The sequence below is a fragment of the Micromonospora sp. DT41 genome, from assembly GCF_049841715.1.
Lineage (GTDB): Bacteria > Actinomycetota > Actinomycetes > Mycobacteriales > Micromonosporaceae > Micromonospora > Micromonospora profundi.
In genome coordinates this window covers 262,063-286,288 of sequence record NZ_JBNCKU010000004.1, presented here as the reverse complement: position 1 = coordinate 286,288, position 24,226 = coordinate 262,063, and the positions used below count along the sequence as shown (strand labels likewise).

Sequence of the window (24,226 nt, the reverse complement as noted above, 5' to 3'; positions counted from 1 at the left end):
CGCCGCCGTGGCGGCGGGCGGAAGGAGCGAACATGTCCCGGATCGTCATCGCCAACGTCGACAGCGACGCCATGTGCGGCAACGACATGCCGCCGGAGATCCATGCCCTCAGCTCGATGTGCTGCTGCCGCCTGATCGTGATGGCGGAGAGCGAGCAGGACATGGTCGTCGTCCCGCACTCGATCTCCGACGAGTTCATCCGGTACGTCAACGAACTGCTCGGCCGCAACCTGTCCGCCCGCAACGTGGTGGTGCCCCGCGACGGGGACGAGAAGCAGCTCATCCTGAACGACGAGTCCCTCAACGACGGGTACGTGGCGGCGGAGATCCGGTCCCGTGCCGGCGGTTCGGTGGCCGGCTGGGAGCTGGAGACGTACTTCTCCGACCGGGCAGCGGTCACCCTGGCCGAGGAGCTGCAACTGGCCGGGGCCGGCCCGGCGCGCAACTTCCTGCGGGCCGGCGGCGCGGAGACGTACAACAGCAAGGTCCTGTTCCGGCAGCTCGCCGAAGCCATCGGCGCGCCGGTGGCGGAGGGACGGATCGCGGCAAGCGAGCGGGAGTTGGCCGGCGCGATCGCCGAGCTGATGGACCGCACCGGCCGGGTCATGGTCAAGCAGGACCTCAACTCCGGCAGCGCCGGCAACACCGCGCTGACCTCCTTCGACGAGGATGTGCTGACCGGCGCGTCGCGGGTGCGGCGGCTGACCCGTGGCGCGGACGTCGCCGAGGTGGCCCGCGAACTCTGGACCGAGGTCGCGGTGCAGCGCAACACCCGCGTCGTGGTGGAGGCCTACCACTTCTCCCAGGCGGTTCACTACACCGAGCACTACGTGCACGGCCCCGGGCGGGCGCCGACGCTCATGAACTTCGGCGAGATGCGAATGGAGCCCACCTTCATCGGGTTCGAGATCCCCTGCCAGCGCCTCGGCCCGCAGGACATCGGCGAGATGATCGCCCACGCCACCAACCTGTGCCGGGAGGCCGGCGACCGGGGCTTCACCGGCTACATGAACGTGGACTCGATCCTCACCGAGGACGGCCAGATGCTCTTCACCGAGGTCAACGGCCGGATGGGGGACTGCACCCACATCGACTACCTGGCCCGCGCCCTGGTCGGCGACGACTACAACCGCACCCACGTCGTACTCACCCGCAACTGGTTGAAGGCCACCTCCTTCGGCGCGACCCTCAAGGCCCTCGGCGAGGCCGGGGTCCTCTTCGACCACGACACCCGCTCCGGTGTGGTCATCCCGATCGAGGACACCGACCGTTCGGGGACTGTCGACTACATGGTCATCGGCCACGACGCCGCGCACGCCCGCGACATCGAGGCCCGCACCCTCGACGTACTGCGGGCGCAGACCGCCTGACCGCCGCGGTCGGCCCGGCGGCCCGCCGGGCCGATCTCGCCCGCCCACCCACCCGGTGTCCGACGGCACCATGAGGGAGTCGATACCGATGTCCGAGAAAACCGCGTGCCAGCGGTACGAGTCGCAGGTCCGGTCCTACTGCCGCGAGTTCCCCGTCGTCTTCCAACGGGCCGACGGCCCGTACATGTGGGACGTGAGCGGTCGCCGCTACGTCGACCTGCTGTGCGGCGCCGGGGCCCTCAACTACGGCCACAACGACCCGCACATCGCCACCGCGTTGCGCGACTACCTGCTCTCCGGTGGCCCGGTCACCTCTTTGGATCTGTACACGGTGGCCAAGTCGCGGTTCGTGGAACGCTTCGTCGACGTGGTGCTGCGTCCCCGGGGGATGGACCACGTCCTGCAGTTCCCCGGACCCGCCGGCACGCTCGCCGTCGAGGCCGCGATCAAGCTGGCCCGCAAGGTGACCGGACGGACCAACGTGATCGCGTTCAGCGGTGGCTTCCACGGCGCGTCGCTGGGTTCTCTGGCCCTCAGCTCCTCGCCGCTGCTGCGTCGCGCGGCCGGTACCCCGCTCAGCGCGGCCACGATCCTGCCGTACGACGACGGGTCCCCGACGGCGCTCGACCACCTGGAGCGGATGCTCCAGGACCGAGGTGGCATCGACCCGCCGGCCGCGCTGGTGGTGGAAACCGTGCAGGGCGAGGGCGGCCTGACCGCGGCGTCCGCCGCCTGGCTGAGCGGCGTGCAGCGGCTGGCCCGCGAGGCCGGCGCCCTGTTCGTGGTCGACGACATCCAGGCCGGCTGCGGCCGCACCGGCAGCTTCTTCAGCTTCGACGGGACCGACCTGCGGCCCGACATGGTCTGCCTGTCGAAGTCCCTGTCCGGGCTGGGACTGCCGATGGCGATGGTCCTCATCCGCCGGCAGCTCGACGCGTGGCAGCCGGGGGAGCACAACGGCACCTTCCGGGGCAACAACCTGGCCTTCGTCACTGCGGAGGCGGCCCTGGACCACTGGACCGACTCAGGTTTCCTGGCTCACGTCGACCGGTTGGCCGCGGAGGTCGGCGGGTCGCTGCGCGAACTGGCCGACGCCGAACCCGGCGGCGGCGCGACGGTTACCGGACGCGGGCTGATGAGTGGCCTCCGGTTCGACGAGCCCGGCCGTGCCGACCAGCTCAAGCGGCGGCTGTTCGAGTGCGGGGTGATCGCAGAGACCTCCGGTGGGGGACTGGTGCTGAAGTTCTTCCCCGCCCTGACCATGACCGTCGCCCAGTGGCGGGAGACCGCAGACCTCGTCGGGGACGCGATGACCACGCGTCGCAGCCCGGCGGCCGTGCTGGGCGCCTGAACCAGGAGGGAACGACATGCAGAGGTTGACACCCGCCGCGCGCCTGATCGTGGTCGGCGGCGCGCTGACCAACATCGGCACCTTCGGTGTCGCGCCGTTCCTGGCGGTCCTGATGGTCCGGCTCGGCTACACGGCCGCCGAGGTCACTCTGGTCCTCGGTGCCAACCTGGTCGCGGCCCGGCTGCTGCCGCTTGCCGCGGGGCTGCTCGGCGACCGGGCGCACCACGTCCGGGTCATGATTCTCGGCCTGGCGGTACGCGGCCTCGGCCTGACCGGGTTCGCGTTCAACGACGACGTCGGGTGGTTCCTGGTCTGCTCGGCCCTGGTCGGCATCGGTGGCGCCGGCTACGAGCCGAACGCGTACGCGGTGCTCGCCGCGGAGCCCGACGAGCAGCGCCGGGCCCGGGGCTTCACCCTGCTCAACCTCGGCCAGAACATCGGCGCGACCACCGGGCCGCTGATCGGCGGCGCGCTTGTCGTCATCGACGCCCGCGCGCTGTTCCTGGTGGCCGGCGCGCTCATGTTCGCCACCGCGCTGGCGTTCGCCGCGCAGCGCCGGCACCTGCGCACCACTGCCACCGACGTGCCCGTGCACCAGTCCCTGCGGCGGGTCTTCACAAACGGTCGGTTCCTGCGGTTCGGCGCGGCGATGGCGTTGTTCTGGTTCATCGACGCCCAGTTCCAGACCTCGCTGCCGATCTACGCGGCGGACCTCAGCGGACGGCTGGAACTCGCCGGCACGGTGCTGGTGGTCAACGGCCTGGCCGGCCTGGTGGCGTTGCTGCTGCTGCGCCGCCAGTTCGAGCGGCGTCCGGCCCTGTCGCTGAGCGCCACCGGCTTCGCCGTGGTGGCGGTCAGCATGGCGGCCATCGCTTTGGTGCCGCAGCTGTGGTGGCTGCTGGCGTGCGTCGCCGTCTACACAGTGGGCGAGACGCTGGTCTTCGTCACTGCCGACATCTACATCGCCGAGGTTGCCGACACCCGCGACGCGGCGGCCTTCTTCGGCGGTCACGACGTCTTCTGGGCCGTCGGCGGCACGATCGGCTACTTCGCGGGCACCGCGCTGATCGGCGACGGGGGACCGGGCGTGTGGCTGGTCTTCGCCGGCGCCGCCGTCCTCGGCTACGCGTTGCTGATCCGCGACCGACGGCGCGCGGCAGGCGGTCCGGACGCCGGTGGCGCACCGACCGGCCAGCCGGGCGACCCGGCGGCATCCATGCCGGCCGGGACCGCCCCGACCGGCCCGGCACGGTGAGGAGACCTGATGACCCGGCCCGGGACCTACGATCGCCCCGCACCATCCACCGCCGCCCGCCCGGCACCGGCTCTGGCCGGCACGCCGGACGGCATGGCCGAGGTGCTGCGGCTGGTGACGGCGGCACTGACCGAGACCGCCGCCGGTGACCGAAGCCGGGGCGGCCCGGCTCCGGCCGGCGGACCGGACACCGTCACCGCCGGCACGGCTTCGGCCCTCGGCCCGGTCCTGCCCGACGTCGGAGTGGGCGCCGACCCGGCGCTGCGCACCCTCGCCCGGTCGGTCGCCGTCGGCTCGGTCAACCCCGCCCACCCGTACTGCGTCGCGCATCTGCACGCTCCGCCGCTGGCCGTCGCCGTCGCCGCCGACCTGGTGGCAGGCGTCCTGAACGCCTCCCTGGACTCGTGGGACCAGGCGCCGTCGACAAGCGCGCTGGAGCGCACTGTCACAGGGGAACTGGCCCGGCTGGCGTACCCGGTCTCGCCCGCGCCCGACGCCCTGGTCACCACCGGGGGCACCGAGTCGAACCTGGTGGCGACCCTGCTGGCCCGCGAGCGGGTGCGGCTCGCCGGGCGGCCGGACGCCCAGTCGGCCCTGCGCCTGGTGTGCGGCGACAACGCGCACCACTCGGTGCCACGGGCGGCGTGGCAGCTCGGCCTGCCGCCGGCATTGGTGGTGCCCAGCCGCGACGGCGTCCTGCACCCCGTCGACGTCGCCGCGGCGCTGGCCGGGGTGGACACGCCGGTCCTGCTGGTAGCCACCGCCGGCACCACCGACCGGGGCGCGCTGGACCCGCTGCCCGCGCTGGCCGGCCTGGCCCGGTCCCGTGGGGCGATGTTCCACGTCGACGCCGCCTACGGCGGGGCTCTGCTGCTGTCCGAGCGGCGGCGCGCCCTGCTGACCGGGTTGGACCGGTCCGACACGGTCGGGCTGGACCTGCACAAGCTCGGGTGGCAGCCGCTGGCCGCCGGCCTGCTGGCGGTACGGGACGCCGGTTGGCTCGCACCGCTGGACCTCACCGCCGACTACCTCAACGCCGACGACGACGTGGCAGCCGGGTTGCCATCCCTGCTGGGGCGGTCGATCCGGACGTCCCGGCGGGCCGACGTGCTGAAGATCGCTGTGACCCTGCGGGCACTCGGCCGGTCCGGGCTCGGCGACCTCGTGGACCGCTGCTGCGACCTGGCCCGCGCGTTCGCCGCCGAGGTCCGGGCGCGGCCCAGTGTGCAACTGCGGGAGGTGCCGATGCTGAGCACCGTGCTGTTCCGGCCGGCGCCAGCTCGCCCGGGTGGCCGGGTGGCCGACGACCTGATCACCGAGGTACGCCGACGGCTGCTCCACAGGGGCGTCGCCGTCCTCGGGCGGGCCACCCTGCCCGGACCACACGGCGACGAGTCCTGGCTGAAGGTCACAGTGCTCAACCCGTACACCACCATCGGTGAGCTGGCGGCGCTGCTCGACCTGGTGGAGGCCACGTACGCCGACCTGTGCGACGACAGGACCGACCAGGAGGAGACGACATGACAGCGACGACAGCGACGTCCGCGCTGGTGCTGCCGCACGGCGGTCCACCCGGCGCCCACCCCGCCCGGCTGCTGTGCGACGGCGCCGGGGTGCGGGTCCGTGACCGCGCCGGACGAACCTACCTCGATGCCGCCGGCGGGCTGGACGGGGTGAGCCTCGGCCACGCCCACCCCGAGCTGGTGGACGCCGCCGCGCGACAACTGCGCCGGCTGCCCGCCGGCCCGGTGGGGCACCGGCAGGCCAGCGACGCTGCCTACCACCTCGCCGAACGGTTGGCCGCGACGGTGCCCGGGTTCGACCAGGTCTACCTGGACAGCTGCGACTCGGCAGCGGTGGACACAGCGGTCCGGTTCGCCCGCTACCACCACCGCGCCCAGGGCCGGCCGCTGCGGCGGCGGATCCTCGCGGTCGAGGGCGCGCTGCACGGCTGCACCGGCTTCAGCGCGGCGGCCAGCGCGCAGCCGGCGGTGTCGCACGGCTTCGCCGACCCGGACGCCGGTACGGTGCACCTGCGCCGGCCGCCGCATCGGGCCGCCGCCGGTGCCGCCGCCGTCGTCGCCGAACTGGTCGACGAGCTGACAGCTGTGATCCACGAGCTGGGGCCGGACACCGTGGCGGCCTGCGTCGTCGAGCCGGTGCTTACCGCCGCAGGCGCGCTCGTGCCTCCGGCGGACTACCTGCCGGCGATCCGCGCGGTGCTGGCCCGCCACGACATCCTGCTGATCGCCGACGAGTCGGTGACCGGGCTGCGCCGGACCGGGCCACTGACCTGCACAGGCGTGCTGGACCCGCCGCCCGACCTGCTGGTGCTCGGTCCCAGCCTCACCTCGGCGCACGTCCCGCTGGCCGCGGTGCTGGTGGGCCCGGAGGTGAGCGCCTCGCTTGTCGCCGGAGCGGCGATGATCGGCGGTCTCGGACACGGCGGCCCGACCGCCGGACACCCGCTGGCCTGCGCCGTCGCCGACCGGGCCCTGGACATCCTGGCTGACCCGGAGACCGGGCGCCGCGTGGCCGCCCTGGCCGACCACCTGGCCGGCCGTCTCGCCGGTCAGGCCGACCATCCCGCCGTACGGGAGATCCGCCAGGAGGGGCTGCTCGCCGCGTACGTGCTGCACCCAGGGGACCGGGAGTTGCCGTACGACGCGGTCGCCCACGAGGCCGCCGAGCTGGCCGCCGAGCGGGGTCTGCTGGTGCGGGCGTACTCCTCGGCGGTGGTGCTCGCCCCGCCGCTGACGGTGACCGAAAGCGAACTGGACGACATGGTGGCCCGCTGGGATGAGGCCCTGCGGGCGTTGCCGGCGGCACCCGCCGCCGCGGAGTCGAAGGGACATTGGTGATGAAGCCGTCGACGACGGAGTTGAGCTGCACGGTCCGCCACCGGGTGGCGGACCGGGACACCGCAGCCCACTGGGGCAACGACCTGTCCGTGCTCGCCACGCCGGTGCTGTTGTGGCTGGGCGAGACCACTGCGATGCGGGCGGTCGAGGGGCACCTGGAGGACGGTGAGATGACCGTCGGGGTGTCCCACGACTCCGCGCACCTGGCACCGACCCCGCAGGGCCGGGAGGTGCGGATCAGCGCCCGGCTGGTCGAGCGGCGGGGCCGTCGGCTGGTCTTCGAGGTATCCGCGTACGACGACTGGGAGTTGGTGTTCCAGGGCCGGCACACCCGGGCCGTGGTGCGCCGAGACGAGTTCGTCGAGCTGGTGCGGGGCAAGGCCGAAACGACGACAGGGGTGACGTCATGAGTGACCACGAGCGCTGGCGCAGCTTCGACTCGCCCGGCTCCGGCCCGGCCGGCCCGCCGCCGTCGGGTTCCGGCGGCGCAACCTCGGGGCCACCGCCGCCGGTCGGCGCGGGACCCGGGCGCCCGTCGGACGGCTGGCCGCCGGTGAGCCCGCCGTTCGGAGGCCCACCGCCGGCCGGCGCGAACGCAACCCGCCAGTTCCCGCCGGTACACGACCGGGGGCGGGATGCCGACGGCCCGCGCGCCGACCGCCGGCGGGGACGCTCGCCGCTGGTGGTGCTGCTGGTGCTGGCCCTGCTCGGCGGAATGGTCGGTGCTGGCGCCTACTGGTTCCAGCCGTGGAAGCTCGTCACCGACCGGACGGTGCAGGAGACACTGCCGTCGGTGCCCGACGCTCCGCCGGCCAGCCCGGAGACCGATGACGACGGCGCGCAGGAGGATCCGGCTGCGGAGACCCCCGCCGGGGACGATGCCTCCGAGGACGAGTCGGGCGACACCGAGGATGAGCAACCGGCCGACGGGAGCGCCGAACCGGACGCGGAGTCCGGTGCCGACGCCGACCGGCGGGAATCGGAGGACTCCGGCGGCGACGCCGAGCGGGACTCCGGCGGTACGTCGAGCGGCGACGACGGCAACCGCCTGTTGCTGGCCGGCGAGTTCATCGACCACGAGCACGACACCAGCGGAACCGCCCAGCTCGTCGAGTTGGCCGACGGGCGCAGGCAACTGGTACTGCGGGACCTGGACACGTCCAACGGCCCGGACCTGTTCGTGCGGTTGAGCGACCAGCGGGTGGTCCGGGGTACCGCCGGATGGGACGCCTTCAGCGAGGGCCGGTTCGTGGACGTCGCCCGGCTCAAGGGCAACCGGGGAGACCAGGTGTACGACATCGATCCCTCGGTCGACCTCGACGGGCTGACGAGCGTGAGCGTCTGGTGCAAGCGTTTCTCGGTGTCCTTCGGCGCGGCGGCGCTGCGTGCCGGCTGACCCGACGGTCCGGCAGCACGACGGGCGCGCCTCCCGCTGAATGGGAGGCGCGCCCGCCGCGCTGCCGGCGACGCTCATTCGGCCAGCCGCAGGGACGACACCGGCCGCGGGGTACCGTCCGTCCCGGTCGCCGCCACGGTCCGGTCCGGCGCGGTGGCCGGCGGTGCGCTCTGGTCCAGCGTGGTGGTCGCTGCCACGGTCTGGTTCGGCGCGGTGGCCGGCGGCGCGGTCGGGTAGACCGCCCGTACCGCTGCCAGCGCCCACGCCATCCGTCGCACCGCGATCTCTGGATGGTCGCCGAACTCGCTGGCCAGCCGGGCGGCGCAGCCACCGACCCGGTAGCGCCGTAGCGTCGACGCGACGACACAGCGCACCTCCCCGGGCCGGATGGGCTGCGAGCACTGCAGGTCCGAGACGAACAGCGCCTCGGCCCGGATCGTCTCCAGTCGGGTGGACATGCCGCACCTCCGTGTGCCTGTGGTCCCCTCGGGACGTGCTCGTCCCGCCCCTGTTCGGTGGCGGAATCCCCGGCCGGCGTTACGGCTCGTCCGGCGTCGGGACACACGTTTTCCACAGGGCCTCCGCGGCGGGGCCACCCGGCCTGGCTCAGCCGGCGCGTACCGCCAGGCCGGGGTAGTCCAGGACCAGACCGGACCTGTCGTACACCAGGCGGCACTCGACCTCGAACGCCGGCGCGGCGTAGTTGTACTGCTGGCGTCCGTCGGCGTCGGGGGCGCGCAGGTAGGTCTGTTCAAGGCGCTCGACGCGCATCTCGCCGACCCGGACGTACGCGGCAGGCGCCTCCGCCTGCCCGCCCACCGGCAGCCCCATCCGGTGCGCGGGCAGGGCGTTTGTCATCACCGAGGACTCCAGGTCGACGTCCAGACAGCCGTCCAGGTGCGGCGCGTGCTCATCGTTCACCCACCACCGACCGTTGCCGTCGCTCTCCAGCCGCACCTCGTCGGGCCCGGAGGGGCCGCGGCGGGTCACCGACACGCGGCGGGTGAGCCACGAGTCGTCCACCTCGACGGTGTAGTCGACGATCCACGGCTCGCCGTCCTCGACCGCCGTCGTGCAGCCCTGCATGAGGTGGCCGTCGCCGCTGCGGAAGTAGACGACCTCGAATCCGTTACGGGCGTCGAGATGCCGCCAGGCGGCACTGGCCGGGGGAGATCTAAACGACATGTCGGTCATAATCGCACAAAGGGTACCCGGCGCACGTCCTACTCGGTGGTGTCGTGGTCGCCGCCCCACGGTGGCGGCGGTGAGGAAGAACGTGACAGCGTACGTGAAACGACGGGCTGAGTGTCGTAGTCGGGGTCCGCCAGCACGACGCGACCGCCGGGACGGACGACCCTGATGATTTCTGCGATTGCGCCGTGCGGGTCGGCAAGGTGTTGCACGGTCCGTCGACATCGGTGAACCCGTGCACGATGGGCAGCCTATTGCGGCGCTCCGGCGATGCTTGCCGTGCACGCAGCTCCGGGCTTTCAGGTCTTCACGGCGCGGCACTTTCTCGTATAGGCGGAGGGACAGGTAGACAACGCATATCCGGATGTGATGCGACGCGGCTAATGATGGTGCGGCCCGATGCCTCAGCGGCACTAGACTCCCCGGCCATGGGATTGCTCACCTTCAGCATCAACATCACTGTGGACGGTTGCGTCGACCACCAGGAGGGAATCGCCGACGACGAAACGCACGCCTTCTTCACCCGTCTCTTGGAAGAGAGCGGCGCGATGCTGTGGGGTCGCGTCACCTACGAGATGATGGAGAGCTACTGGCCGGCCGTCGCCCGCGGTGACGTGGAGGCGCCGCCGGCCCTACGCGAGTGGGCGGTCAAGCTGGACGCTCAACCCAAGTACGTGGTGTCGTCGACGCGCACGGACTTCCCGTGGACCAACAGTCACCACATCACCGGCGATCTGCGTGAGGGCGTGCAGAAGCTCAAGGACGCGACCCCGGACGGGGTCCTGGTCGGAAGCGGCAAGCTCGCGACCGAGCTCGACCGGCTGGACCTGATCGACGAGTACAAGCTGCTTGTTCAACCCATGATCGCCGGCCACGGCCCGACGCTGTATCAGGGCGGGCTACCCGCCACTCGCCGGCTCGAACTGCTCTCGGCGGAGCCGCTGAGCAACGGCGTGATGTCCATGCACTACCGCCGCGCGCGCTGAATCACCGAAGTCGAGATCGCGACCGGGCTGACGTCAGGCCAGTGCCCTTTCGCCGTCAGGGGATCAAGCCTGTAGCGCGGGCTTGGTGTATGTGGCGACGTGCCGGTCTGGTATCGAGCTTTTCGAGGCCCCTGACAGCCCAGGACCGCAGCGATTCGTCGTCGCCGTGAAGTTGCTCGACCAGCACCGGCAGAGCTTGTTCCGAGTGGGCTTCGCCGATCAGTTCGAGCAACCAGCAGCGCAGGCCATGGGCGGTCTCGTTGTTGAACTCGGTGATCAGCTCATCGAGGTGCTGCGCGGCGTAGGGTCGCAGCTGGTGAAACCCGTCCTCTTGGGTCTGTGCATCGTGGTTACGCATCAACCGCATGGCTTGCTGGAATCGGTTCGCCACGTCGTCTCCGGTGCGCTGCCTCGTTTGAGCGCGCCCGCTGCATGATCATGATTGGTTTGTGAGGACAACCGAAGATCGTGCAGTGGCCGCGAGGAACAGCGTAAACCCTGCCCGTTGGCAACTGGTTGCTCGAGGATGCTCTGGTATGGCCACGCCGTCCCGAGCGGCGGCGGAGTTCAACGGCCGAGATCAATCCTCGTCGGGGGCGAGGAACAACCCGGCCAGCCGGGGCAGCCGACGCCGCATCTCGTCATCGTCATCAAAGTCGAAGTCCTCACCCATGTCGGGCTCGCGGCCTGCGTCACTGCCGACCGCAACTTGCTGACGGGCTTCCATCGCCTCGTAGAAGGCATGGTCATCGTCCGTGACCCGCTCGTAGGCCACGCTGGCCACGTAGTTCACCGACTCGGCGAACAACACGCCGCCGTCTTCCTCGGTCGCCGCATGTCGCACCACGGCATGGTCGGCCAGGACGTCGGGAGAGGCCAGGACGCGTTCGTACCACTCGCGCCCCAGCGTGATCACTCCCGCCCGGAAGTCCATGAAGCTGTCGTCCGAGCATCTCCCGCCGATCAGGTACGCAGCCGCCCACACGTCCCAGCGGTAGAGCGCACCATGCAGCTGGTCGAACAGGTCCTGGAACTCGAGGATGCGCTCCGGTGATGTTGCAGCCAAGCGCGTCACCAGCGCCGCGGCAACGGCCTCACCGGCGTCGCCGGTCCGCCCGTCGAGACCCTCCCCGGCCGTTTCCACAACCGCCCAGAACTCATCAACGTTCACGGCGCGAGAGTTTCCCACGGCCTACCGACACAACTCATACCTCTCCATGGCCATAGCGGCGTGGCCTGCGGGGAGCCCTTGATCCGTTCCTGGCTGCCCCGCGGCTCCCGCGAGGCGCCTAGCCAGGACGAGTTGACACCCAGCCTGGGGATGCCGACACACGTTGACGATCTCAGCTCGGCTGTTGCGACAGCTGTCCGTGTCTGCCAGAACTGTGGACTTGGAGCGCGGGTGATCGGCGGTACGCGGACAATGGCGGTATGAAGCGAGAGGTTCGCCTGATGCGGTTGACTGGGACGCGCGCCAACGGCGCGGTGGCGACGGGCGCGGCGGCTACAGGCGCGCGGGCTGCGGGGGCGGCGTCGCTCGGCGCCCTGGCTGTCGGGGCGCTGGCTGTCGGGGCCGTGGCTGTCGGGGTGCTCGTCATCGGGCGGCTCGCCATCCGCCGGGCGGTCGTGCGGGAACTGCGCGTCGGCCGGTTGGAGATCGACGAACTGGTGGTGCACAGCCGACCCGGCGCCGAGGGATAACCCCACTCGACGGCCGGCGCCCACGCATTCGCTGGGAGAGCCGCGACGAGATCCACGAAGCGTCGCCTGCTGGTGCCGACTCCAACGCCCAAAGGGCTAGGAGTTGCGATGGTGAGGAATGTCAGAAGTCCCGCGAGCCGTCGCCATGAAACGCCGGAAGGGAAATCCCGGCCCTGACGGCGGCGAGTTCGGAGCGGATGACTTCCAGCAGCCGGCCGATCCAGTTGGTGGCTCGTTCACTGCCGACGGACCAGTAGGCGGAGAAGTCGACGTAGACGATGTGGGCGTCACCGCTGGCGAGCAGGGTCTGTGCCATCTGCGGGTGTTGGGTGTACTTGGCGCGCAGCAGGGCGGCCATGACGGCAAGGCGCGCCGAGGCCCAGTCGGCGCGGCGGGGTGCCTGCTCGGCGAGCTTGCCGGCGTCGTACCCCCTCGGGGCCGCGGTGATCTGGTCGTGCCAGTGCGGGTCGGGGGTTGAGAGCGCCCAATAGGCGTGCGTGACGCTCGGGTAGGTGTTCTCGCCGAGGGCGATGACGGCCGGGTAGTCGTTCTGGAGGACTTCGACGCCGGGAGGATCCGGCCAGCCCTGCGGGTAGACCGTCTTCTGGATCGTCAATGTGGGCTGTGTCGGGTGCTCGGGACCATCGGCGGGGACCCGCGCCTCCCAGGTCTCGATCGCGGTTTCCCGCTCGCGGAAGTACGCGACTGCCTCCGCCCGCGTCTGCTCGGTGACGATCGGTCCGTTCGGTCGGCCGAGCAGTGGTTCACCCAGGTCGGTGGCCAACATCTGCAGCGGAGCGTCCTTGCGGTCCATGTCGCCGAGGGCGTAGACGCGCAGGTGTACGGGGATTGCCAGGTAGCGCTCGCGAACCGTACGCCGGTTGTCTTCGGTGGGGTCGGCCAGGTAGGCCGCCACTGCTTGCAGGCAGCGGCCGGTGGAACCCGGCCGATCGTTGAGCCGATCGATTTCGTCCGCGACCTCGCCGAGAAGCATCTTGTCGTCGATGGCGGAGCGAGCCTCGGTGAACCGCCACCCCGCCAAATGGTGCGCTGATGCCCACGCGCCGTCTTCGATGGTGGTCGCGACCCTGCCCTGGCGGAGTTGCTCGGTCAGCCCGTCCAGGTCGGTGAGCCCGCCGGTGCCGCAGTCGATCGCGCCGTCGGCGTAGACGACCAGATCGGCAAGGAAGTACGTGTCCATGTTGCGGGTGAAAATGGGCCGCCAGGTGCCCTCGATCCGTCGGCCGTCCACGGTGCGGTAGGTGCGGCGAAATCTACTCACCGGCGCACCGTAGTCCAACCGCTCCGAGGACGTCGCCCTGCCTTCGGCGGCTGAGCGGTGCGGCTGCTGCGGCGGCGTATCCGGAGATGGACTTGGTCAGGCTCGGGGTTCGGCGAGAACCTTGCCCAACATCGCACGGTAGCTGTGATGAGCCAGCGACAGTTCTCCAAGCGCCTCTTCGGTGAACCACCCGATGGCATCGTGTTCGTCCGGCGCGGCGTTGACCGGAGATCCCGTCCACGCCTCGATCAGCCAGATCTGCATGTCGAACGTGTCGGTATGAACCTCGTGCAGGGGCGGGCCCGAGGGCACCGCGATCTCGATGCCCACCTCCTCTCGAAGCTCTCGTGCAAGTGCCACGCCGGGCGGTTCCCCAGGCTCCACGTGTCCACCGGGCATGTCCCAGACGTCCGGATACCACCGACGCCGGGGAGATCGGTGGCACAGCAGCACCCGGTCGCCGTCGCGCAGCAACGCCGTGACGATGCGCGCTTTGGAGGAGCCCTCCGCAGAAGTCGACACAGTCGCATCGTGCCACCGGTCGCAGCCGACGGTGTGCCCTCAACAGCCTGCTGCTGCCTGCCGCCCGCTAGAGGCTTCCGGACTCTGGCCAGTTCGACCAGTGCGTGTTGGGTGGCAGGTCCGGCGCGTACCGTGTCACATCTCCTGTCGCCAGCACCTCGGCTAGCTGGCGGAAGGTCGTCGACTCACTGGGAGGTGCCTGGAGCGGGTCTGGGTGGTGCCACAGGTCCAGCCGTACGATCTCCGGGAGGTCAGCCGGGATCCGCCGCCGCAGCTCGACCTCGTCGGCAAGAAGCAGCTCCCGGTGATCCGGGACGAGCCGGCGAAGCACGTCGACAAGTTCCTCGCCCGGCTCGGCCGCCACCGTGATCCGCTGGCCTCGCACCACAATCGACGAACCGTTGTAGATCTCAGGCTCGTCTACGTCCTCGATCTCGTCCCAGTTGTCGACCCGGCTGAGAAAGTCGTCGTTGCCGTAGCCCGGCTCGCCCTCGGTCAGACAGTTGCCGAAGACGTGAACGATGTCGATGAGATTGCCAGCCCTGGGCGAATATCCCAACGTCTCGACGATGAGCGCCCACCGCTGCGCGTCGCGGTAGGCGTGAAGCCTGGCATCGACCGCGTAGTTGTAGCCGTGGCCCAGGTCCGGAAACATGAATTCTTCGGCAGCGGTGTCGAGCTGGTCGAGAATCTCGGCGGAGCGCACGGTCGTGCAGTGTAGTCACGCCGAAGCGTTCACTCGACGAACGTGCCGTCCGGATTCATGATCTGGTCTCGCACCAGCGGTACGAATGCCGACAGCCCTCCGTGGTCCACGGCCACCGACATGCGGATGCGCCCATCGCCGTCGTGAACGGCGTAGCTGACAACGGTGTACCGCCTGCCGTCCTCGCCGACGACCTGGCGTACGTCCTTGTCGTCGACCATCGTCAGCCAGCCGTCGTAGTCCACACGTCGCCAGTCAGCCAAACGCGCGTCGGCAAGCCCTGCCGCTATCTCCTTGTCCATCCCCACGCGTGCAGCCTCTCACCGGGACGAAGGCCGCCCCCAGCGCCTGCCCTCGACACAGCCGACCGTGCGGGGGTGGCCTGCTCAACCAGCCGTCCGGTCGCCGATCACCAACAGCGACTTGCCCACCGTTGCCCGCTCGGCAAGTGCACGGTGGGCATCCTCGGCACGCTCCAGCGGGTAGGTGGCACCGATCGCCGGCCGCAACCGACCCTGCGCGGCCCGTTCCAGTGCCAGGCCGAGCAGTTCGCGTACGGTCGCCTGGTCCGGTGGGCCGTCCAGCAACGGTGCGAGCACCCGAATGCCGCGGCGCGCGGCCGACTCGGGGTCCGGTTCGGCGAAACCGTCGGCTGTGCCGTAGGTGACGAACCTGCCGCCGTCGGCCACCGCCTCCAGCGCGGCGGTGCCGAGGGGGCCACCTGCCCCGTCGTAGACCAACGCGGCACCACCACCGGTCACCTCCCGTACCCGGTGGATCCAGTCCGGCCGTGTGTAGTCGATGCCGACCTCGGCGCCCAACTCGCTTGCCAGCGTCAGTTTGACGTCGCTGGACGCGGCGGCCACCACCCGGGCGCCGGCGTCGACGGCCAACTGCACCAGCAACGATCCGGCCCCGCCGGCAGCTGCTGAGACAAGCACCCATTCGCCCTTCTGCGGCCGACCCAGCCGGTCCAGCCGCAGTGCGGTCACGCCATCGTGTACCAGCGCCGCCGCTGCCTCGATGGCCAGCCCGTCAGGCACCGGCATGGTCTCCTCGACGTCCGCAACGACCCGTTCGGCGTACCCGGTGCTGGCCCATACGACCACACGCCTGCCGATCCACGCCGGGTCCACCCCTTCGCCGATCTCCACCACCGCGCCCGCACCTCCGCCACCTGGCACGTACGGCAACACCTTCGGGAAGAAGTCCTGACCCCAGCCGCTGCGCAGCAGGGTGTCGAGGAAGATGACGTCCGCCGCGGCCATGCCGACGACGACCTGGCCGTGGCCGGGTGCCGGGTCGGGCAACTCGCTGGGGGACAGCACCTCCGGACCGCCGAACACGGCCACCTGAATTGCGCGCATGCGTAACGCCCTTCACCGAGACAGCATCCCGGCCAGTGTTCAAGCTGAAGCGCGGTTGAGGTCAAGGCGCGACCGGAGTGCATGTCACGGCCGCCTGAAACACGAGGCCGACGGTCAGTCGCGGCTCAGGCCCGCAAAGATGACAGCGAGCGTACGGGCTTGCAGTTGCTTGTCCCACCCACCGTGCAGAGCGCCCTGGCACACGCTGGCAAGGAGCGCCATCACCTCGGGTAGCCGTACCGAATCGCCGACGACTCCGGCGGCCTGCGCCTGTGTCAGAAGCCTGCCCACCGCTTCCTCCAGGTGGCCCACCGCGTCCGGAAGCCGGATGTCCACCCCGGACCCGGCGAGCAGGTCCACGGCGGTCTTTTTCGCCGCGGCCTGTGCCACCGTGTGCGTGAAGAACGCGAAGAGGTCGAGGTCTCCGGCATCCTCGACGAGCTGCGCGAGCAGTCGTTTCATGATCGCGACGAGCAGGTCGTCCTTGGTCGGGAAGTGACGGAAGACCGTACCGATGGCAACGCCGGCTCGCCGCGCGACCTCCTCGGTGGAGGCGCGGGCGCCGAACTCGGCGAAGACCGCCTCGGCGGCGTCCAGGATGCGTGCCCGGTTGCGCTGCGCGTCGACACGCAACGGCGGCCCCTCTATCAAAATGAGCCTCCACTCACTATCCTCGGCGTACAAGTTGAGTCATGACTCATTATCAGGGGACGCCATGACACCAGCCGAGATCTTCGACAGCATGCGCGCCCGGTGGCTCGCGAACCTGCCCACCTACGAGGAGGACTCGCTCGCCGACGACGTGGTGATCGAGACACCGTTCGCCGCACCCGGCAGCCCTACGCGAACCGAGGGGAAGCAACGGGTTCTCGAGTACACGCAAGCCGGCAGGGCGGGGTTCCCGGTCCAGTTCCACGACTGCCGCAACCTGGTTGTGCACGAGACCGCCGACCCGGAGGTGATCGTCGTCGAGTACGAACTGGTCGGCACGCACACGGCGACCGGGGTAACCGCCTCGGCGCCGTTCATCGGGGTGCTGCGGACCCGGGACGGCAAACTGGCCCACTGGCGCGAATATCAGCACACCCTCGCCATCGCCCAGGCATTGGCCTGAACCACGATCGGGCAGCCACGGCGATAAGCAGGCCCAGCGTCGCGTCATCGTCACCCGCTTCCGAGTGCGGCGCTCGTCACCGTCATGAGACCGGCGGTGCGGACTCCGCCGCACGGTAGGCGCGTACCGCCGTCGACGAGACGGCAGCGAGATGCGTACGGGGCGGCAGCCAGACGGTCTGCATGCCGAGTTGTTCGTTCATCGCGGCGAGCTGGTATTCGTAGCGAAGGTCCGCAGCCGTGCGCACGCCGCGAACGATGACCGTGGCACCGCGGCGTAGGCAATAGGCCTGGGTAAGGCCCGTCCAGATGTCGACCTCGACGTTGTCCCAGGCTGCTGGCATTGCGTCACGAACCTGTACCGCCCTGGCTGCGGCCTCGGCGGTTGGTTGCTTGTCCGCGTTCACCGCGAGCAACACGATGATCCGATCGAACATCACGCGAGCGCGGGCCACGAGGTCGCGGTGTCCCGGCGTGAACGGGTCGAACGTGCCGGGATAGACAGCCAACAGACCAGGTGCCGCTCCGCTGTCCGCCGTCATTGCTCCTGCACCTCCACGGCCACGATCATCGCAGCCTTCCCTCGGCCGTACGGGATGTGGCGCCGTCGCCTTCGTCCCGGCCCGACCGCTCAGCCGGCGGCGGTTCCAGCCGCTTCGACGACCGTGACGGGAGTGCCCAGTTCGACGGTACGGGAGACGGTGCACAGTCGTTCGTGCGACTGCCGCATCGACCGGGGCAGCGCCTCGCGTGCCCGGTCACCGTCCGCGCCCTCCGGGAACGTCACTGTGAACTCGACGGTGAGATCGCGCATTCGGCTACCGCCGGCCTCGTCCCGGATCTTGTCGCCGCTGATCGTCACGGAGAACTGCGTCGGCTCGGCGCGACGGCTGGTGATGTGGTCCACGTTCACCGCCGTGCAGCCGCCGAGGGCAGCCAGGAGCAGCTCCACCGGCGTGAAGCTGGCGTCCTCGCCGGTGCCCATCGGCATCGATCCGCCACGGACGTTGCGCGCGACGTATCGCCCCACGCTGGTGCGCTCGACTGTCACCGAGCGGAAGCTGTCATCACTCATTGCAGGAAACTACCCTGGCACCGAGCCACCGCCCGCCGAGCGGTCGTCCGGTCAGTGGGCGGGGTTCGGCGTGTGGGGCAGGCGACCCAGCTGGTGCCAGTCGGTCTCGGCGACCTCGACGCCATAGTGTGCGGCCGCGGCGAGGATGTTCTGGAACGCCAGGTCGCGATCGGCGTCGTCCACGCCCTGCACCTGGTCGAAGCGGGCGATGGCGTTACGGACGTGCGCCGCGTCGGTAAGCGGTTCCTTGCGTTCGTCCGGAAACGCGAAGACTGTCGCCGGCAGCTCGCGCTTGTCCTTGTCGGTGAGGCTGCCGTGTTGCTCGTGGGGCTTCCAGGTGGACTTCATCGTCCACCTTTACCCGTTCGCCAGCCGCAGGCACCTCCGCAGCGTGATTTCGGCGCGACTCCGCAGGACGCGCGGTCGAGGAACGTGAGGTGGCGCGACGGCTCCGCGCCCGCGTCACGTCAGGTGGTGCCGGCCCTGCGGTCGGTCAGGGTCGAGCCGCCGGTCGCGAGGCGCATGAGGTCAGTGTCGAAGTCGACCTCCTGCGGCTGGTCCGGTCGGGCGTTGCCGCCCCAGGTGTGCTGGTAGCGGTCCCATCCCTGCCCGGTGATGGCATTGCGGATCGAACTCGCGACGAGGGTCGCCAACTCGACGGCGGTGCGGTCGATCCGCCGGCCGAGTGTCGGGTCGGCCCAGTCCTCGGGGGCCGCGAACACCGAGGTCGGGACCGGCAGGGAACGCATGAACGCGAAGAGCGGACGCAGCTGGTCGTCGATCACAAGGGCATGGCGCGAGGTGCCCGCCGTCGCGGCGAGGGCGATCGGTGTGGCGATGAGCAGGTCGTTGTCGAGGATGTCGATGAAAGACTTGAGCAGACCGCTGATGCCGGCCTTGTAGACGGGCGTGGCGACGACTGCGCCGTCGGCCGCGGCCAGGGTCTGGATTGCGGTGAGGAGTTCGCCCTGTGGGTGGCCGCCGACGATCGCGTGGGCGATCTCACCGGCGAGCGGTCCCAGGTCGATGACGGCGACGGTGGCCGGGACGTGCTGGACGGTGAGCTGGTCGAGCGCCTTCTGGGCGATGCGGTCAGCGAGCCGACGCGACGACGAGGAAGTGCCGATGCCCGCGTTGACGACGACGATGCGGCGGGGCGGGGTGTCGCCGGCTTCGAGGGCCGAGGGGAGGGCGGTCATGAGGGTTCCTGACTGTCGTGCCGGGGCGGGCCCGGGTCGGCGCTGTCGACGATCTGCTGGGCGAGGGCGCGGAGCTGGACGAGCTGGTCCGGGGCGAGGGCCTCGGTCATGGCGGCCGTGACGGCGGCGGCGTGGCGGGCGCCGACGGCGCGCTGGAGTTCGACCCCCGCCTCGGTGAGCGTGAGCACGGAGGCGCGACGGTCGCGTGGATCGCAGTCCCGGCTGACGAGCCCGCGCTGGACGAGACGGCTGCACAGCCGCGACACCCCGGCCTGGGTCAGGAGAATGCCGCGGTTGATCTCGGTCATGCTCATGCCCTGAGGTGACTTCCTGAGGGTGTAGAGGACGTCGTACTCGTTGGGTGTGAGCTCGTGCCAGATGTCGTCGTCGGTGAACCGGCGGGCGAGGACGACCTGGGCCCGGAAGAGGGCTTCCCATGCCTCGTTAGCCAGGCGTGCCTCGGCGTTCACTTGATCACCGGGTAGACCGCGGGCGCGCTGGGGTCGCTGTCCTGGTACGGCGAGGTGCCTGTGACGTTGTCGCCCCGATTGGCGTTGGGGCGGGGCTGGCGCGGCGGCGTGTCGCCGTACTTCTGCCGTACCAGGCGCTCGTGGGTGGGGGCCTCGGCGGCGTGCGGGGATCGGCGGGAGGCGAACTCCTTGCGCAGCACGGGGACGACCTCCTCGCCGAGCAGGTCGAGCTGATCGAGGACGATCTTCAGAGGGAGGCCAGCGTGGTCCACCACCCAGAGCTGGCGCTGGTAGTCACCGAAGAGGTCGTGGAATTCGAGGGTCTTGTCGATGACCTGCTGCGGGCTGCCGACGCTGAGTGGGGTGCGCTCGGCATAGGTCTCCAACGAGATGCTGTGGTCGTAGACCGGGGCCTCGTCGAAGTACGGGCGGAACGTGCGGAAGGCGTCCTGGGAGTTACGGGCGAGGAAGACCTGACCGCCCAGGCCGACGATCGCCTGTTCCTCGGTGCCGTGGCCGTAGTGCGCGAAGCGCTTGCGGTAGAGGTTGACCAATGGCAGGAAGTGGCCGGTCGGCGCGAGGATGTTGTTGGCGAAGAAGCCGTTGCCGTAGTAGGCGGCCTGCTCGGCGATCTCGGGCGTCCGGATCGAGCCGTGCCAGACGAACGGTGGCACGTCGTCCAGCGGCCGAGGCGTCGAGGTGAAGCCCTGCAGGGCCGTGCGGTACGAGCCCTCCCAGTCCACGACATCCTCGCGCCACAGCCGGTGCAGCAGGTTGTAGTTCTCCAGAGCCAGAGGCAGTCCCTGACGGATGTCCTGACCGAACCAGGGGTAGACGGGCACCGTGTTTCCGCGGCCGAGTGTGAGGTCCAGCCGGCCCTTGGCCAGGTGCTGGACCATCGCGTACTCCTCGGCGATCCGCACCGGATCGTTCGTGGTGATCAGCGTGGTCGACGTCGAGAGGATGATCCGCTTGGTCAGCGCCGCGACGTGGGCCAGGAAAGCCGCCGGGGAGGAGGAGAAGAACGGCGGGTTGTGGTGCTCGCCGATCGCGAATACGTCCAGACCGACCTCCTCGGCCTTGACAGCGATCCGCGTCATGGCGTCGATGCGCTCCGCCTCGCTGACGGTGACGCCCGTGACCGGGTTTCGGGTGACGTCACTGACGGAGAAAATGCCGAACTGCATGGCGATGCCTTTCCGGTGCTGGTGAGGGTGTCCCTGGCCCGGCTCATTGAGGGTGCCGGGGCGGCGGTCAGGAGGCGCGGGGGCCGAGCAGTTCGGTGCGCAGCGCGTCGAGCTGCGCGTCGCTCTCGGTCGCGACGCGGCGCAGGATGTCCTCGGCGTCGTGCCCGACGGGGGCGCGGCTCGGGGCGGGCTGCTCGGTCGCCAGGCGGATGACCCACGCTGCGGCGTCCACGGCGGGCAGGCCGGAGCTCTGCATGCTGTTTAGCGCGTCCGCGAAGGCGGTGAAGTTCTCCCCGTAGAGGTCGGCCTGCTCCGGGGTGAAGGTCGCGGCGACGCGCTCCAGGGCTGCGGCGGTCTTGGCGGGGCCGCCGGTGAGCATGTTTCCGGCCTGGGCGATCACGACGTTGACGCCGAACGGGCGCAGTTCGTTGCGGTAGACGTCGGCGATCGCCTCGAGTGCCGCCTTCGTCGCGCTCGACGGTCCGTTGAACTGAAGCGGGAAGCGGCCGGTCATCGCGCCGATCAGCACGATGCGCCCGCGGGCGGCGCGCAGCAGCGGTAGGAAGGCGTTTGTCGCCGAGATGGTGCCGAAGACGTTGACGTCGAACTCCCGACGTACCTCGTCGATCGGCAGTGCCTCCAGCGGGCCGGGGGTGAGGATGCCGGCGTTGTTGACCAGGATGTCCAGGCCGTGGTCGCCCACGGCCTCACCGACCTCGTCCGCCCAGGTACGGACGGCCGCGTCGTCGGTGATGTCGACGACGCTCAGGATGATGCCCTGCTCGCCCGCCAGGCCAGCGGCCTCTTCTGCCGAGATGGCGGTCCCGTAGACCGTGTAGCCCAGTCCCGTGAACTGAAGGGCGAGTTCGCGTCCCAGGCCGCTTGCCGCGCCGGTGATGGCTACTGTCCGAAGCTCAGACATGATCCGTGTCCTCCGTGAGTGTCGTGCGCCCTGCGTCAGAGAGCGACGCACCCGACTCAACTTACATGACGAATCATGTATTCCAGTTGGTTCCGCGAACCCGGCAAGTGCTACAGGTCACTCTGACGAACTGCACCGACTGGTCGGTACATTTCCCCCGTGACTTCCTCCGTGACCTCGACCGGCGGGCCGGTGCTGTCGGCCCGCCGACGGTGGGCGGCGCTCGCTGTGCTGGCTGCTGCTGTGCTGCTGCTCGCCATCGACGGGACGGTGCTCTCGCTGGCGGTGCCCGCGTTGACAGCGAGCCTGGCACCCAGCGCGGAACAGGTTCTCTGGATCGGCGACATCTACTCGCTGACGCTTGCGGGCCTGCTCGTGCTCATGGGCAACCTGGCCGACCGGTTCGGGCGTAAGCGCATTCTGCTGATCGGGTCGGTGGCGTTCGGTGCGGCGTCGCTGCTTGCCGCGTTCGCCCCCAGCGCGCAGGCCCTGATCGGGGCGCGCCTGCTGCTCGGTGTGGCGGGCGCGACGCTGATGCCGTCCACGCTGTCGCTGATCCGCAACATCTTCCCCGACAGCGCCGAACGGACCCGGGCGATCGCGATCTGGTCCACAGCCTTCGGTGCGGGGTCGGCGATCGGGCCGCTCGTGGGCGGGTTCCTGCTCGAGCACTTCTGGTGGGGTTCGGTGTTCCTCATCAACGTCCCCGTGATGATCCTCGTCGTGGTCTCCGGGTTTCTGCTGCTGCCGGAGTCACGCGATCCGCAACCGGGCCGCTTCGACGTGCCGTCCGCGGTGCTGTCAATGGCGACGATCGTGCCCATGGTGTACGCCATCAAGCACGTGGTCGGGGCTGGCGTCGACGGCGTGACGGTGTCGTGTGTGCTCGCCGGGCTGGTGGCAGGCGTGCTGTTCGTACGGCGTCAGCGGCGGCTGGAGCAGCCGATGCTCGACGTCGAGTTGTTCCGCAACGCGGCGTTCTCCGGGGCGGTCGTCGCCAACGTCATCTCCATCTTCGCGTTGGTGGGGCTGCTGTTCTTCTTCTCGCAGTACCTCCAGTTCGGGCGCGGGCTCCGCCCGCTTCAGGCAGGGCTCGCCGAGCTGCCCGCGACTCTGGCCTCGATCGTTGTCATCGCGATCATCGCGCAGGTCGTGGCCCGGCTCGGCCGGGGCCGGGCCATCGCGCTCGGACTGGGCCTGGCAGCCGCGGGACTGGCAGCGGTGGCGGCAGCCGCGCACGGGCCGTACCTGTGGCTAGGTCTGGCGCTCGTGCCCATCGGCCTCGGGATCGGGTTGGCGATGGCGCTGACCGGCGACGCCATCCTCTCGGCCGCGCCACCGCGCAAGGCCGGCTCCGTTTCGGCGATCACCGAGACCGCGAACGAACTCGGCGTGGTGCTCGGCATCGCGGTGCTGGGCTCCCTGCTGTCGCTTGTGTACCGCAGCAACGTGAGGGTGCCGGCCGGGCTGCCATCCGAGGACGCGGCACGGGTCCGTGACTCACTGGGCTCGGCGCTTCAGGTGTTGCAACCGCAGGCCGCAGCCGGTGCGCGGGACGCGTTCATCACCGGCATGCAGGTCACCTCGCTTGTCGCTGCGGCGCTGACCCTTGCGGCGGCGGTGTTGGCCTGGACGCTGCTCCCGTCGCCGCGCACGTCGCGACCGTCGGTACGGTGACGGCGTGGGACGCACTGCTGGCCGTTCACCGCAGGACACCCGACGGGCGCTGCTGGACGCGGCAGCGGACGCCGTACGCACCCGGGGGATCCACGCCTCCCTGGACGACATCGCCCGCTTCGCCGGCGTCTCGAAGGGCGGACTGATCTACCACTTCGCCAGCAAGGAGGAGCTGATCCTGGAACTGGCCCGGGATCAGCTCGCCGCCTTCCATGCCAGCATCGACGCGGCGCTGGACCCGTCGGACACCGCCCCCGGACGGCTGACCCGCGCCTACATCCGGGCGGCGGTGGCGCCCGACGACGACGCCGACGTACGCGAATCGTTGGCTCTGATCACCCAGCTCATGACGCTGCCGGCGGTCGCCGAACTCGCTCGAGCCGACGCGGAACAGTTGGACGCGGCGCTCGCCGCCGACGGGCTGCCCACCGACGTGCTGGCGCTTGTGGTGGCAGCGGCGGACGGAATGAGCACCGCGCCCCTGTGGGGTGCCTCGACGCAGAAGCCCGCCCGTCAACGGTTGGCGGAGCGGCTACTCCACCTGACCCGGCACCCACACCTGTGGGACACGATCACCCTGTGACGCCGCCGGGCC

Annotated in this window: 30 protein-coding genes; 12 read left to right on the top strand and 18 right to left on the bottom strand. The window is 70.3% G+C overall.

Annotation, left to right across the window (positions count from 1 at the left end; translation table 11 throughout):
* Positions 1–32: 32 nt before the first annotated feature.
* The 7 genes from ACLQ23_RS09855 to ACLQ23_RS09825 all read left to right on the top strand — a co-directional run bounded on the left by ACLQ23_RS09855 (position 33) and on the right by ACLQ23_RS09825 (position 8,233).
* On the top strand, positions 33–1,370 hold the full coding sequence (locus ACLQ23_RS09855; protein WP_355596331.1) for a peptide ligase PGM1-related protein: 1,338 nt from the start codon (positions 33–35) through the stop codon (positions 1,368–1,370).
* An 88-nt stretch (positions 1,371–1,458) separates the two neighbouring features.
* Positions 1,459–2,721, top strand: coding sequence for a diaminobutyrate--2-oxoglutarate transaminase (locus ACLQ23_RS09850; protein ID WP_425880560.1), 1,263 nt, complete (start codon positions 1,459–1,461; stop codon positions 2,719–2,721).
* 16 nt (positions 2,722–2,737) lie between these two features.
* The gene (locus ACLQ23_RS09845) at positions 2,738–3,976 is read left to right on the top strand and encodes an MFS transporter (protein ID WP_425880559.1); all 1,239 of its coding nucleotides are present in this window, start codon (positions 2,738–2,740) and stop codon (positions 3,974–3,976) included.
* 9 nt (positions 3,977–3,985) lie between these two features.
* The gene (locus ACLQ23_RS09840; RefSeq protein WP_425880558.1) at positions 3,986–5,500 is read left to right on the top strand and encodes a pyridoxal phosphate-dependent decarboxylase family protein; all 1,515 of its coding nucleotides are present in this window, start codon (positions 3,986–3,988) and stop codon (positions 5,498–5,500) included.
* The gene (locus tag ACLQ23_RS09835; RefSeq protein WP_425880557.1) at positions 5,497–6,837 is read left to right on the top strand and encodes an aspartate aminotransferase family protein; all 1,341 of its coding nucleotides are present in this window, start codon (positions 5,497–5,499) and stop codon (positions 6,835–6,837) included. The genes ACLQ23_RS09840 and ACLQ23_RS09835 overlap by 4 nt, the downstream gene beginning before the upstream one ends.
* Positions 6,837–7,247: a thioesterase family protein gene (locus tag ACLQ23_RS09830; protein ID WP_425880556.1), complete on the top strand. Its 411-nt coding sequence runs from the start codon at positions 6,837–6,839 to the stop codon at positions 7,245–7,247. The genes ACLQ23_RS09835 and ACLQ23_RS09830 overlap by 1 nt, the downstream gene beginning before the upstream one ends.
* Positions 7,244–8,233: a DM13 domain-containing protein gene (locus ACLQ23_RS09825; protein ID WP_425880555.1), complete on the top strand. Its 990-nt coding sequence runs from the start codon at positions 7,244–7,246 to the stop codon at positions 8,231–8,233. The genes ACLQ23_RS09830 and ACLQ23_RS09825 overlap by 4 nt, the downstream gene beginning before the upstream one ends.
* A gap of 74 nt (positions 8,234–8,307) precedes the next feature.
* Here the strand turns inward: ACLQ23_RS09825 and ACLQ23_RS09820 are convergent, their stop codons facing one another.
* The 3 genes from ACLQ23_RS09820 to ACLQ23_RS09810 form a co-directional block, all read right to left on the bottom strand.
* Complete coding sequence (locus ACLQ23_RS09820) at positions 8,308–8,691, bottom strand: hypothetical protein (RefSeq protein WP_355596318.1); 384 nt, start codon at positions 8,689–8,691, stop codon at positions 8,308–8,310.
* Between the two features lie 148 nt (positions 8,692–8,839).
* Complete coding sequence (locus tag ACLQ23_RS09815) at positions 8,840–9,427, bottom strand: putative glycolipid-binding domain-containing protein (protein ID WP_355596316.1); 588 nt, start codon at positions 9,425–9,427, stop codon at positions 8,840–8,842.
* Between the two features lie 29 nt (positions 9,428–9,456).
* Positions 9,457–9,636 (bottom strand): methyltransferase domain-containing protein, encoded by a 180-nt coding sequence (locus ACLQ23_RS09810; RefSeq protein WP_355596314.1) that lies wholly within the window; start codon positions 9,634–9,636, stop codon positions 9,457–9,459.
* Between the two features lie 216 nt (positions 9,637–9,852).
* On the opposite strand from ACLQ23_RS09810, the gene ACLQ23_RS09805 reads away from it, so the two are divergent.
* Positions 9,853–10,410 carry a dihydrofolate reductase family protein gene (locus tag ACLQ23_RS09805; protein ID WP_355596312.1) on the top strand — a complete coding sequence of 186 codons (558 nt, stop codon included), beginning with the start codon at positions 9,853–9,855 and terminating at the stop codon, positions 10,408–10,410.
* Between the two features lie 55 nt (positions 10,411–10,465).
* Here the strand turns inward: ACLQ23_RS09805 and ACLQ23_RS09800 are convergent, their stop codons facing one another.
* Together ACLQ23_RS09800 and ACLQ23_RS09795 are read right to left on the bottom strand one after the other, a co-directional pair.
* Positions 10,466–10,801: a HEAT repeat domain-containing protein gene (locus tag ACLQ23_RS09800; RefSeq protein WP_355628722.1), complete on the bottom strand. Its 336-nt coding sequence runs from the start codon at positions 10,799–10,801 to the stop codon at positions 10,466–10,468.
* A 189-nt stretch (positions 10,802–10,990) separates the two neighbouring features.
* Positions 10,991–11,581 carry a DUF4240 domain-containing protein gene (locus ACLQ23_RS09795; RefSeq protein WP_425880554.1) on the bottom strand — a complete coding sequence of 197 codons (591 nt, stop codon included), beginning with the start codon at positions 11,579–11,581 and terminating at the stop codon, positions 10,991–10,993.
* Positions 11,582–11,862: 281 nt separating this feature from the next.
* Here ACLQ23_RS09795 and ACLQ23_RS09790 point away from each other — a divergent pair, with 281 nt between their 5' ends.
* Positions 11,863–12,111 carry a hypothetical protein gene (locus tag ACLQ23_RS09790; RefSeq protein ID WP_053655874.1) on the top strand — a complete coding sequence of 83 codons (249 nt, stop codon included), beginning with the start codon at positions 11,863–11,865 and terminating at the stop codon, positions 12,109–12,111.
* A gap of 121 nt (positions 12,112–12,232) precedes the next feature.
* Here ACLQ23_RS09790 and ACLQ23_RS09785 read toward each other — a convergent pair whose 3' ends face one another.
* The 6 genes from ACLQ23_RS09785 to ACLQ23_RS09760 all read right to left on the bottom strand — a co-directional run bounded on the left by ACLQ23_RS09785 (position 12,233) and on the right by ACLQ23_RS09760 (position 16,621).
* The gene (locus tag ACLQ23_RS09785) at positions 12,233–13,393 is read right to left on the bottom strand and encodes a DUF7638 domain-containing protein (RefSeq protein ID WP_425880553.1); all 1,161 of its coding nucleotides are present in this window, start codon (positions 13,391–13,393) and stop codon (positions 12,233–12,235) included.
* 96 nt (positions 13,394–13,489) lie between these two features.
* Positions 13,490–13,915 (bottom strand): NUDIX domain-containing protein, encoded by a 426-nt coding sequence (locus tag ACLQ23_RS09780; RefSeq protein ID WP_425880552.1) that lies wholly within the window; start codon positions 13,913–13,915, stop codon positions 13,490–13,492.
* Positions 13,916–13,982: 67 nt separating this feature from the next.
* Positions 13,983–14,621, bottom strand: coding sequence for a DUF7003 family protein (locus tag ACLQ23_RS09775; RefSeq protein ID WP_425880551.1), 639 nt, complete (start codon positions 14,619–14,621; stop codon positions 13,983–13,985).
* A gap of 29 nt (positions 14,622–14,650) precedes the next feature.
* Positions 14,651–14,923 carry a hypothetical protein gene (locus ACLQ23_RS09770; protein ID WP_355628823.1) on the bottom strand — a complete coding sequence of 91 codons (273 nt, stop codon included), beginning with the start codon at positions 14,921–14,923 and terminating at the stop codon, positions 14,651–14,653.
* A gap of 84 nt (positions 14,924–15,007) precedes the next feature.
* A complete protein-coding gene (locus ACLQ23_RS09765) occupies positions 15,008–15,988 on the bottom strand; it encodes a zinc-binding dehydrogenase (RefSeq protein WP_355596300.1) in 981 nt (326 codons plus the stop codon).
* A 114-nt stretch (positions 15,989–16,102) separates the two neighbouring features.
* Positions 16,103–16,621, bottom strand: a complete 519-nt coding sequence (locus tag ACLQ23_RS09760; protein ID WP_355596299.1) for a helix-turn-helix domain-containing protein — start codon at positions 16,619–16,621, stop codon at positions 16,103–16,105.
* A gap of 82 nt (positions 16,622–16,703) precedes the next feature.
* On the opposite strand from ACLQ23_RS09760, the gene ACLQ23_RS09755 reads away from it, so the two are divergent.
* Complete coding sequence (locus ACLQ23_RS09755; RefSeq protein ID WP_355596298.1) at positions 16,704–17,102, top strand: nuclear transport factor 2 family protein; 399 nt, start codon at positions 16,704–16,706, stop codon at positions 17,100–17,102.
* Positions 17,103–17,184: 82 nt separating this feature from the next.
* On the opposite strand, the gene coaD is transcribed toward ACLQ23_RS09755, so the two are convergent.
* From coaD to ACLQ23_RS09720, 7 genes are all read right to left on the bottom strand, one after another.
* Complete coding sequence (gene coaD, locus ACLQ23_RS09750; RefSeq protein ID WP_425735447.1) at positions 17,185–17,643, bottom strand: pantetheine-phosphate adenylyltransferase; 459 nt, start codon at positions 17,641–17,643, stop codon at positions 17,185–17,187.
* An 89-nt stretch (positions 17,644–17,732) separates the two neighbouring features.
* A complete protein-coding gene (locus ACLQ23_RS09745) occupies positions 17,733–18,176 on the bottom strand; it encodes an OsmC family protein (RefSeq protein ID WP_425735448.1) in 444 nt (147 codons plus the stop codon).
* A 51-nt stretch (positions 18,177–18,227) separates the two neighbouring features.
* Positions 18,228–18,524, bottom strand: a complete 297-nt coding sequence (locus tag ACLQ23_RS09740) for a DUF6582 domain-containing protein (RefSeq protein ID WP_355596293.1) — start codon at positions 18,522–18,524, stop codon at positions 18,228–18,230.
* Between the two features lie 119 nt (positions 18,525–18,643).
* A complete protein-coding gene (locus ACLQ23_RS09735; protein WP_355596291.1) occupies positions 18,644–19,375 on the bottom strand; it encodes a CE1759 family FMN reductase in 732 nt (243 codons plus the stop codon).
* The gene (locus ACLQ23_RS09730; RefSeq protein ID WP_355596289.1) at positions 19,372–19,845 is read right to left on the bottom strand and encodes a MarR family winged helix-turn-helix transcriptional regulator; all 474 of its coding nucleotides are present in this window, start codon (positions 19,843–19,845) and stop codon (positions 19,372–19,374) included. Before ACLQ23_RS09730 ends, ACLQ23_RS09735 begins: the two co-directional genes overlap by 4 nt.
* Positions 19,842–21,032 carry a CE1758 family FMN-dependent luciferase-like monooxygenase gene (locus ACLQ23_RS09725; protein ID WP_355596287.1) on the bottom strand — a complete coding sequence of 397 codons (1,191 nt, stop codon included), beginning with the start codon at positions 21,030–21,032 and terminating at the stop codon, positions 19,842–19,844. Before ACLQ23_RS09725 ends, ACLQ23_RS09730 begins: the two co-directional genes overlap by 4 nt.
* A 67-nt stretch (positions 21,033–21,099) precedes the next feature.
* A complete protein-coding gene (locus ACLQ23_RS09720) occupies positions 21,100–21,954 on the bottom strand; it encodes an SDR family NAD(P)-dependent oxidoreductase (protein ID WP_425735449.1) in 855 nt (284 codons plus the stop codon).
* Positions 21,955–22,113: 159 nt separating this feature from the next.
* Between ACLQ23_RS09720 and ACLQ23_RS09715 the strand changes: the two genes are divergently transcribed.
* Entirely contained in the window at positions 22,114–23,631 is a 1,518-nt protein-coding gene (locus ACLQ23_RS09715) for an MFS transporter (protein ID WP_425880550.1), read from the top strand.
* A gap of 4 nt (positions 23,632–23,635) precedes the next feature.
* Positions 23,636–24,214 (top strand): TetR/AcrR family transcriptional regulator, encoded by a 579-nt coding sequence (locus ACLQ23_RS09710; protein WP_355596281.1) that lies wholly within the window; start codon positions 23,636–23,638, stop codon positions 24,212–24,214.
* Positions 24,215–24,226: the final 12 nt, after the last annotated feature.